This window comes from Streptomyces sp. B1866, assembly GCF_031932565.1.
Classification (GTDB): Bacteria; Actinomycetota; Actinomycetes; order Streptomycetales; family Streptomycetaceae; genus Streptomyces.
In genome coordinates this window covers 1-8,907 of the sequence record NZ_JAVSCF010000259.1, presented here as the reverse complement: position 1 = coordinate 8,907, position 8,907 = coordinate 1, and the positions used below count along the sequence as shown (strand labels likewise).

8 protein-coding genes and 1 pseudogene are annotated in these 8,907 nt (G+C 71.4%); 3 read left to right on the top strand and 6 right to left on the bottom strand.

What is annotated here, in order from left to right:
* Positions 1–189 (bottom strand): annotated as a pseudogene (locus tag RKE29_RS24895) (class I SAM-dependent methyltransferase); the annotation flags it as partial.
* Positions 190–302: 113 nt separating this feature from the next.
* Between RKE29_RS24895 and gltX the strand changes: the two are divergent.
* The gene (gene gltX, locus RKE29_RS24890; RefSeq protein WP_312007866.1) at positions 303–1,676 is read left to right on the top strand and encodes a glutamate--tRNA ligase; all 1,374 of its coding nucleotides are present in this window, start codon (positions 303–305) and stop codon (positions 1,674–1,676) included.
* Positions 1,677–1,748: 72 nt separating this feature from the next.
* Here the strand turns inward: gltX and RKE29_RS24885 are convergent, their stop codons facing one another.
* The 5 genes from RKE29_RS24885 to RKE29_RS24865 are packed head-to-tail and all read right to left on the bottom strand — an operon-like array spanning position 1,749 to position 7,066.
* The gene (locus tag RKE29_RS24885) at positions 1,749–2,843 is read right to left on the bottom strand and encodes a radical SAM protein (protein ID WP_312007865.1); all 1,095 of its coding nucleotides are present in this window, start codon (positions 2,841–2,843) and stop codon (positions 1,749–1,751) included.
* Positions 2,844–2,857: 14 nt separating this feature from the next.
* The gene (locus RKE29_RS24880; protein ID WP_312007864.1) at positions 2,858–3,973 is read right to left on the bottom strand and encodes a radical SAM protein; all 1,116 of its coding nucleotides are present in this window, start codon (positions 3,971–3,973) and stop codon (positions 2,858–2,860) included.
* Complete coding sequence (locus RKE29_RS24875) at positions 3,970–4,749, bottom strand: nucleotidyltransferase domain-containing protein (protein WP_312007863.1); 780 nt, start codon at positions 4,747–4,749, stop codon at positions 3,970–3,972. The genes RKE29_RS24880 and RKE29_RS24875 overlap by 4 nt, the downstream gene beginning before the upstream one ends.
* Positions 4,749–6,179: an FAD-dependent oxidoreductase gene (locus tag RKE29_RS24870; RefSeq protein WP_312007862.1), complete on the bottom strand. Its 1,431-nt coding sequence runs from the start codon at positions 6,177–6,179 to the stop codon at positions 4,749–4,751. Before RKE29_RS24870 ends, RKE29_RS24875 begins: the two co-directional genes overlap by 1 nt.
* Positions 6,176–7,066, bottom strand: coding sequence for a hypothetical protein (locus RKE29_RS24865; RefSeq protein WP_312007861.1), 891 nt, complete (start codon positions 7,064–7,066; stop codon positions 6,176–6,178). Before RKE29_RS24865 ends, RKE29_RS24870 begins: the two co-directional genes overlap by 4 nt.
* 498 nt (positions 7,067–7,564) lie before the next feature.
* Between RKE29_RS24865 and RKE29_RS24860 the strand changes: the two genes are divergently transcribed.
* Together RKE29_RS24860 and RKE29_RS24855 are read left to right on the top strand one after the other, a co-directional pair.
* Complete coding sequence (locus RKE29_RS24860) at positions 7,565–8,485, top strand: helix-turn-helix transcriptional regulator (RefSeq protein WP_312007859.1); 921 nt, start codon at positions 7,565–7,567, stop codon at positions 8,483–8,485.
* Positions 8,482–8,703 (top strand): DUF397 domain-containing protein, encoded by a 222-nt coding sequence (locus tag RKE29_RS24855; protein ID WP_312007858.1) that lies wholly within the window; start codon positions 8,482–8,484, stop codon positions 8,701–8,703. The genes RKE29_RS24860 and RKE29_RS24855 overlap by 4 nt, the downstream gene beginning before the upstream one ends.
* The last annotated feature ends 204 nt before the right edge of the window (positions 8,704–8,907 follow it).

The following is an 8,907-nucleotide window of genomic DNA, read 5'->3' as shown; positions in this document are numbered from 1 at the left end:
CGCCGCCCAGGCGTGGTCGAAGGCGCGCAGGAAGGCGTGCACCGGCTCGCCGGGGACGTTGCGGTGTATCAGGGCCTTCGGCAGGCGCTCGGCCAGGTCCGAGGGGCGGTCCAGGGACGCCAGGCGGGCGGCGAAGGTGACCGTGCGGGGGCCGTGCGGGCCCAGCGCGACCCATACGTGCCGCCGCCCGGCTGCTCAGGGGCGGGGCTGACGTGTGAGGGCCTGGAGTGTCGGCGTGTCCGACTACTCTTGTGGCCATGTCCAACACACTCCGTGTCCGATTTGCTCCGTCGCCTACGGGCATGTTCCACGTCGGTGGTGCTCGTTCCGCGCTGTTCAACTGGGCTCTGGCCCGGCAGCAGCAGGGCCGGTTCGTGCTGCGGATCGAGGACACGGACGCGGAGCGCAATCGGCCGGAGTGGGTGGACGGCATCATCAGCGCTCTGGCCGCGATCGGTATCAGCGACAAGGACCCGGCTTTCGAGGGCCCGTACTTTCAGTCGCACAACACCGAAAGCCAGCGTGAGGCGGCGCTGCGCCTGCACGCCGAGGGCAAGGCGTACTACTGCGCGTGCACGCGTGAGGAGCTGGTGCAGCGGACGGGTTCCCAGCAGCTGGGGTACGACGGGTTCTGCCGTGAGCGCGGGCTGGAGTACGCCGAGGGCCGGGCGCTGCGGTTCCGTACGCCGGATGAGGGGTCCACGGTCGTCGAGGACGTGGTGCGGGGGCGTACCGAGTTCCCGAACGGCGCCCTTGAGGATTTCGTGATCGCGCGCGGCAGCGGGGCGCCGGTGTTCGTCCTGGCCAACGCGGTGGACGATATCCGTGAGGGGATCACCCATGTGATCCGCGGCGAGGAGCATCTGTCGAACACGCCGAAGCAGCAGCTTTTGTGGGAGGCGCTCGGCGTCCGGCCGCCGGTGTGGGCGCATCTGCCGGTGATCGTGAACGAGAAGCGGCAGAAGCTGTCCAAGCGCCGGGACAAGGTGGCGCTGGAGGACTACCTGGCCGAGGGCTATCTGCCGGAGGCGATGGTCAACTACCTGATGCTGCTCGGCTGGGGGCCCGGTGATGATGTCGAGATCCGTCCCTTCGAGGAGTTGGAGGCGCTGTTCCGGCTGGAGGACGTCACCCGGGCGGCGGCGTTCTTCGATGTGAAGAAGCTGTCGGCGTTCAACGGCGAGTACATCCGCCGGCTGCCGGAGGAGGAGTTCGTCCAGGCGTGCCGGAGGTGGCTGCGGGCGCCGTACGCGCCGTGGGCGGCCGAGGCGTTCGATGAGGCGGCCTTCCGTGCGGTCGCTGCGCTGGCGCAGACCCGGGTGGCGGTGCTCAGCGAGATCACCCGGTACGTCGACTGGCTGTTCCTGGACGAGCCTCCGTACGAGGAGGCGTCGTGGGCGAAGGCCATGAAGCCGGGTGCGGAGGCCATGCTGGCGTCGGCGCGGGAGGCGTGGTCCGGGGCGCAGTGGACGGCGGAGGCGTTGAAGACCGGCCTGGAGGCAGCCGCGGCCGAGCAGGGGCTGAAGCTGGGCAAGGCGCAGGCGCCGGTGCGGGTCGCGGTGACCGGCCGTACGGTCGGACTGCCGTTGTTCGAGTCGGTGGAGGTCCTGGGGCGGGAGCGCACGCTGGCCCGCCTCGACGCCGCGGCGGCGAAGCTGGCCGGTCCGGCCTCGTGAAACCGGCCCGCGCGGAGTCCTCGCCGCGCCCTGGGCGGGGCGAGGACTCCGCGGTGCCCGGCGGGAGGGGTGTCAGCGCAGGTCGACCAGGCGGTGCGCGGTGGCGGCGGGCTCGGCGGGCATGGACCACAGGGGGCAGATCGGAACGGTCTGCTGGTCGCAGTCGCTGCTGACGAGCGTGCGCTCCAGGTAGTCGTAGGCCGCGCAGCCGCCGCCGCAGACCGGGGCGTGGGAGCAGGTGCGGCAGCCGGGGGCGGTCTTGCTGACGAGGGTGAGTTCGCTGGTGCCGTGGTGGAGGCGGGGCACGATCGCGCCGTCGCGGAAGGTGCCGTGGTGCAGGTCGGTGTCGAAGAACGCCGAGCAGATGTAGACGCGGTTGTCGGGGAAGATCGCGAGGCGTTCGAGGTTGCGGGCGGTGCAGCCGCCGTAGCCCTGGGCGCTGATGGCGGGGAGCTGGTCGGGGGTGGCGAAGCCGGGCGGGTAGAAGACCCGGACCCGGTGGTCGGCGGCGTGGCGCCGGATGTCCTGGCACAGCGCCATCCACTCGGCGGGCGGGAGTTGCAGGTGCGGCTTGTCCTTGCCGAGCCCTGTGGGGGTGAAGTAGTGGAAGGACAGCATCTCCAGGCCGAGGGAGTCCGCCAGGTCGATCGCGTCCAGGACGTCGCCGCGGTTCTCGGTGGTGACGGTGAAGATCGCCCGGGTCTGGAAGCCGGCCTCGATGGCGCGTTCCATGCTGCGCAGTAGCGGCGCCCAGGTGTTCGGGCCGCGCATGGTTTCGTGGGTCTCCAGGCGGGCGCCGTCCATGGAGAAGCTGAAGCTGTCGAGCCGGTGGTCCAGGACGGGCCATACCTTCGGCGGGATGAGGCCGTTGGAAGTGATGACGGTCTTGTAGCCCTGGGCCTTGCAGACGTCGAGGATGGCGTCGAGTTCCGGGTGCGTGGTCGGCTCGCCGCCGAGCAGGTAGACCTTGTACTGGCCGTACAGGACGCGGAGGCTGGAGAGGATCTGCTCGACCTTGGCGGGGCTCATGCGGATTTCGTTGTCGAGCCGGTCGCCCATGTAGCAGTGGGTGCAGCGCAGCGAGCACCGGTGGGTGATGTAGAGGAACAGGAAGGGTTCCTTCGCGGCGGTCGCGTGGGGTGCCGCGGAGAAGAGGGTGTCGGTCACGGCGGGGCCTTCCGTCATCGCAGGGCGTGCAGGGAGTCGGCGGGCCGGGCGCCCCAGGCGGAGACGGTCCACAGGATGCACAGCGGGGTGATCTGCCGGTCGCAGGCGTAGAAGCCGTCCTCGGCGTAGGCCGGGAGCTGGGAGTAGGCAGGGCAGCCGCCGCCGCAGGTGCCCGTGTTCGGACAGCCGGTGCACACCGGGTCGGCGGTCAGGTAGGCGTTGAGCTCGTTGCCGGGTGAGGGGTTGAGCACCAGGCGGCCGTCGCGGAAGCGGGCGTAGTGCCGGTCGTCGTCCATGAAGACGGGGCAGGCGTAGACGGTGCCGTCGGGGTAGACGTGCGGCCGGTCCAAGGTGCGGGCCGGGCAGCCGGGGTAGCCGCGGTCGGCCCACTGCTGCTGGGCGTGGGCGGGGACGAAGGTGGGCGGGTAGTAGACGGCGAGGCGGGGCTCGGGCGGGTACGCCTCCAGGCGCGCGCAGAAGTCCATCCAGTCGGCGGGGCTGAGGGGCTGGAGGAAGCGGGCGCCGTTGCCGGTCTTGCCCAGGTTGTGGAAGCTCAGGGTGTGCGCGCCGAGGTCGGCGAGGAAGGGGATCAGGTCCAGGGCGCGGTCGGCGTTGGCCTGGGAGACCGTGCACATGACGCGGACTTGGTGGCCGCGGCGGCGGGCTTCGGCGATGCGGTCGGTCACCTTGGCGAAGTTGTGCGGGTTGCCGCGGATCGTGCGGTGGACGGCGGGGTCGGCGGACTCCAGGCTGAAGTTGAACGAGCTGAGCAGCTGCGGCCCGATCTGGTCGAAGACGTGGTCGTCGAAGTCTCCGTTGCTGGAGATGGTGACCTGGTAGCCGCGGTCGCGGGCCTCGCGGACGATCTGCGGCAGCTGCGGGTGCAGCGTCGGCTCGCCGCCGAGGAGGTACAGCTTGTCGTGCCCGCCGGTGATCTTGAAGTAGTCCATGATCTCGACGGCGCGCTGGAGGGTCATGGTGTTCGCGGCGTTCAGGCGGGTGTTGCCGACGTAGCAGGTCTTGCACCGCAGGCCGCACGCGGTGGTGGGGTACAGGAACAGGAAGCGCTCGCGGCGCTGGGTGTAGAGGGGCGCGCGCGGGCGCGGCATGCCGAGATCGACAGCGGTCATGATCCCTCCGGGTGCGCGGGGTGGGTGAAGGCCAGGCACTGGGCGGCGAACGCCTGGCGGGCCGGGCCCTGGGCGTCCGGGAGCGGGCAGGCGCGAGGGCTGTGAGGGGCCGCGGCGGCCGGGAGCGGCGGGAAGCGGCGGGCGCGGGCGCGCAGCGGGGTAGCGCCGAACCAGCGTTCCAGGCCGATGCCGACAGGGGTGTCGGTCCAGTCCCGGCCCGCCGCGTGGGCCGCCCACTGGGCGGCGAGGCGGCTCTGCGGGCTTCCCGGCGGCAGGTGGAGGTGCTTTTTGTGTTCCTGGACGCGGGGCATCGGCCAGCGGGTGAAGTAGGCGGTCGCGCGGTCTTCCAGGTCGGGGAGCAGGTGGTGCGGGTCGCGGATGTGGATCTTCGGGTCGGCGAGGAACTTGAAGACGACGTCGCCCTTGCGGAAGACCGACAGCGGGCAGTCGGCCTGGTAGCAGGCGGAGTGCTGGAGAGCGGGCGCGGCGGCGAGCACCTGCTCGGTGAAGGCGAGTAGCGCTTCCAAGGTGGCGGCGTCGAAGATCTCGCCGCAGTGGTCGAAGTCCAGCCCGGCGCGGTGGTGCAGGTCGCGCAGGTTCTTGGCGAACGCGCGTTCGGCCGCCCGGTCGCTGTGGTGCAGGAGGACGAAGGCGTCGATGTCGCTGGTGGCCTGGTGCGTGCCGCGGGCGTAGGAACCGCCGACGAAGGCAAGGGCGAGGTTGTCGGCGAAGCGGTCTTCGGCGAGGTGGACGGCTTGGCCGGTGATGGCCTCCATCACGCGGCCCCGTAGCGGGTGTCGGCGGGGGCGGCCAGAACGCGGTCGGCGGCGGCCACGCCGGCGACGGCGGCCTGCAGGATGCCCTGGGCCAGGCCCGTGCAGTCCCCGGCGGCGTACAGGCCGGGCAGGGAGGTCTCCATCCCGTCGCTCAGGACGAGTTCGTCCCAGAGGTTCTCCAGCTCCAAGCCGATGACCCCGACCTGCCGGGCGCGGCGGTCGGTGAGCGGTCGGCCGGTGAACGCGGCCATCAGCTCCTCGAAGACGGCGCACAGCGCGGCGTGCACCTCGGCGGGGAGGATGCCGGCGAGGTCGGCCATCTGGTAGTCGCGCAGCGAGGGGGCGTGCCCGGCGCGCCGGGCGAAGTCGTCCAGGGTGGTGCAGGTGAGCTGTCGGGTGCGGAAGTCCGGATACCACTGGAGCACCGGCTTGCCTGGGCGGTCCGGGCGCAGGGCCCGGTAGTGGGCCAGCAGGCGGTCGGCCACCCAGGCGGCGTCCCGCGGGTGCCCGGCCGGGTCGCGTAGCTGGGCGAGGAGGGCGAAGTTGCCGAGGGCGGACGCGCCTTCTTCGGGGATGACGTGGCCGTCCAGCAGGGTGTGATCGCCGTAGTCGGTGAACTTGATGCGTCCGCCGCCCGGACCGGCGCACCAGCAGAAGGTCTTCACCTTCACGCCGTGCCGGACCAGGGTGGTCTTGAAGTCGTCATGGATGACCGATCCGGGTCGTAACAGGCTGGTGGGGGCCTCGAAACGCACCCCGACCGACGGGACGGGAGGGGTGAAAGCGAGCTGGAGATCGCGGATCTGCCGGGACCACCAGCGCTGGCCGCGGCGGCCGACCGCGGCGATGACCTGCCGGGCGGTGATCTGCTCCTCGCCTCCGGGCGTGCGCAGGACAGCGGTGAACCTTCGGCGCTCATCCGGCCGCAGGGAGGTGACCTCGGTGGCCAGGCGCAGGGTGACGCGGCTGCTGGCGGACAGGCGGTCGTGCAGCCGGTCGATGAGTGCGCGGACCTGGGCGGAGGACAGGGAGGCGACGGGGTAGTCCTTCACCGCGAACGGCGATGCGCCGGGGCGGGCGCCGCGGAAGGCGGGCACCGCCGTACCGCACAGGCCCTCCAGGGCCCGGTCGCTCAGCGCCCGGGCGCGCTCGGGGCCGAGGAGTTCGGCCAGGCGGCGGCCGCTGGGGAACTTCGAGAGCTTGACGCCGTCCCCGTAGTGGACGGAGCCGCCGAACCCGGAGATCACGTTGCACACGCCGCGGCAGCCGTGGCATGAGCGCAGCCGGTCGACCGGGCACGTGCGGCGGGTGTGGTGGCGTCCGGCGTCGGCCAGGACGACATCGACCCCGCGCTGGGCGAGGCGGTCGGCGGCCAGCAGGCCGGCCGGGCCCGCCCCGATCACGAGCACCTCGGTGGTTCGCAGCGTCATGCGAGCACCTCCGCCTGCTGGATGATCCACTGCCGGGCCAGGGCGGCCCGTTCGGCCAGGTCGCGGTTGGCGACGGCCAGCGTGCGCAGGACCTCCGGGTCGTACAGGTGGTGGTAGCCCTCGGGCCGCTGGTCGAGCGCCGGGGTGCCGCACAGATCGACCACGCCGCCGCACCGCGAGGAGCACGCGGCCGCCGCCACCTGGGCCCGGTAGTCCGGATGCAGGTTCGTGGTCGCGATGACGGTGTCGTACGGTCGACCGGTCAGGGCCGCTGCCAGGCTCGGGGCGCGGATCACCGTGACGTTGCCGAGCCCGTCCACCAGGCGGCGCAGTTTGCGCGGGCCACGCGTCATCATCACCACGCGCTCGTATCCGGCAGGCGGGGCGGCGGCCACCGCGCGGGCGAGCATGCCACCACCGATCACCAGCAGCAGCCGCCCGGGAGCGCTCCCATATCGGCTGAGGAGGAGCTTCGGGAGGTCGCTGTAGTCCACGCTGGCGTGCAGATCGAAGGTCTTGCGGGCCTGCTCCGCCAGGCGTAACGCCTCCGTGGCGAGGCGGAACAGCGGATGGTCGGCTGGCAGCCGTCCGGCGGCGGCGCGCACCTGCTGGTGGATGAACCGCTCGCCCAGGACCAGCGACCGGGTGCCGGCGGCGATCTGCGCCAGCCTGGCCAAGGCCGCGCGGCTGCCCTGGTGGCAGGGCCGACCGTCGAGCACCGGGACCGGCGACGCCGGGCTGCCGACGGCGTACCACTCGATGCGCTGACAGGTGTGCAGCAGCATGCCCTCCAGCTGAAGAGCAGGCTGTTCGGCGCACAGCGTCTGGTGGATCCGGCCCAGGGCCGGGAGAGAGTGGGTGGTGTCGTCAGCGAAGACATGGATCATCGACGCGTCTGGATCATCCTTTCTGCGGTTTGGGAGTCCGGGCCGGTGTGCGGAGTCGGCGGCGGGAGTGAGTGGATGAGAGGTGCGGGGCATCAAACCTCCGTTTCTCCGGCGCCTGCCGCCAGGCGGAGCCGCCGACTCAAGGACCTGCCCGCTCGCAAGGACGGGAACAACCCGAGCGGGCTGGAGTTCTCCCGGGCGGGCGGAGCCGCAGGCCCCTCTCAACCGGGTGAGGTACCGGGCAGGCAGCGAGCCGAGCGGCACCGTACTCGCCGCCGAGACCGCGTTGTCGACCAGTTCTGAGGCCGCCAGCCGAGCGTTCTCCACCGCCTTCGGGCTGACCCCGGCCGCCACGGCCCGCCAACTGCCATGTATCCAGGCGTCTTCCCACCGATCGTGGCACGCTTCGGACGTAACTCGCAATATTGACACCGAAGTTAGTGATGCCGTCTCGGTGTGCTGTCGACTTGCGAGAGGCGGTGGTGAAACACTCTGCATATGCCAAACGCGCGACCGGTCCCGACCGTCCGACGACGACGCCTTGGGGAGGCCCTGCGTCAGCTGCGCAACACGGCCGGGCCCGACAACGCAGGTCTGACCCTGGAAGAAGCCGCCGGACTGCTGGCCAAGCTCGACACAGAGGCCGGCCGGGAAAAGAGCAGCTGGACCTCCCCCAAGCTCTCTCGGATCGAGAACGCCCAGGCCCACATCCGCCCCAACGAGGTCACCGACGTCCTCACGGCCTACGGGGTCACCGACCCCGAGGTGTACTCCGCCCTGGAGGGCCTGGCCAAGCACGCCGGCAACAAGGGCTGGTGGCAGACCTACAGCGGCCTCGTGGCACCCGCGTACGCGGACTACATCTCCCTGGAGTCCGACGCCGAGCGGATCTCCGAGTGGGCGCCCCAGCTGATCCCCGGCCTGCTGCAGACCGCCGCCTACGCCCGCGAGACCATTGCCGTCAACGCCACCACCCGCACCCCGCAGGAGGTCACCGCCCTGGCAGAGGTCCGCATGGCCCGCCAGGCAGTGTTGTCCCGCCCGGAGAGGCCGCTGACGCTGTGGGCGGTCATCCACGAAGCCGTCCTGCACCAGCGCTTCGCCACGCGTCCCACCCTCATGCGGGATCAACTGCGGCGCCTGCTGGACGCTGCGGACCTACCGAACGTCACGTTGCAGATCATGCCGCTGCACGCCGGCCCGCATCCCGGCACCAGTGGTGGCTTCAGCCTCGTCGGCTTCCCTGGCCTCATGCCCGCTGTGGTGCTGCTGGAGAACCTGGTCGGGGCGTCCTACGTTGAGGCCGTCGACGAAGTGAAGATCTTCGCCAACGCCTTCGAGAGGATCCTCGCGGCGGCCCTGCCGACCGACGAGTCCCTGGCCCTGATCGCACGACTGGAAGAGAGCACCCGCACGTGAACCGAACCAGGGCGGATCTGCACCGCACCGATCCTGCCACCGCCGTCTGGCGCAAGTCCTCCCACAGCGCCGGGGAGAACAACTGCGTCGAGATCGCCGACCTGCCCGGCCAGATCTGGGCCGTGCGCGACTCGAAACACCCCGGGCGGCAGCCCCTGCGGTTCACCGCTCGCGCATGGGAAGCCTTCCGGAAGAGCGTGGTCACCGGAGAACTCTGACCCGCGCGAAGATCGATGACGGCGCCTGCATTGCCCCGGACGGAAAAGGCGGCCGTCCACCACAGCGATCCTCCCGGCCCGGTCGCCACCGAATCGGGCATCCCGGATCACCGCCGACCGCGCCGCCGTCACCCCCGCGGCGCCAGCGCCTCCCACCGCACCGTGACCTCGCCCTGTCGCCACCGCCCCGGCCCGTCCGTCAGC

What these genes read in the sequence shown, in the direction of transcription:
- gltX (WP_312007866.1), top strand. Translation starts at nt 303, where the DNA reads ATGTTCCACGTCGGTGGTGCTCGTTCCGCGCTGTTCAACTGGGCTCTG.
- RKE29_RS24880 (WP_312007864.1), bottom strand. Translation starts at nt 3,973, where the DNA reads ATGACCGCTGTCGATCTCGGCATGCCGCGCCCGCGCGCGCCCCTCTAC.
- RKE29_RS24875 (WP_312007863.1), bottom strand. Translation starts at nt 4,749, where the DNA reads ATGGAGGCCATCACCGGCCAAGCCGTCCACCTCGCCGAAGACCGCTTC.
- RKE29_RS24870 (WP_312007862.1), bottom strand. Translation starts at nt 6,179, where the DNA reads ATGACGCTGCGAACCACCGAGGTGCTCGTGATCGGGGCGGGCCCGGCC.
- RKE29_RS24865 (WP_312007861.1), bottom strand. Translation starts at nt 7,066, where the DNA reads ATGATCCATGTCTTCGCTGACGACACCACCCACTCTCTCCCGGCCCTG.
- RKE29_RS24860 (WP_312007859.1), top strand. Translation starts at nt 7,565, where the DNA reads ATGCCAAACGCGCGACCGGTCCCGACCGTCCGACGACGACGCCTTGGG.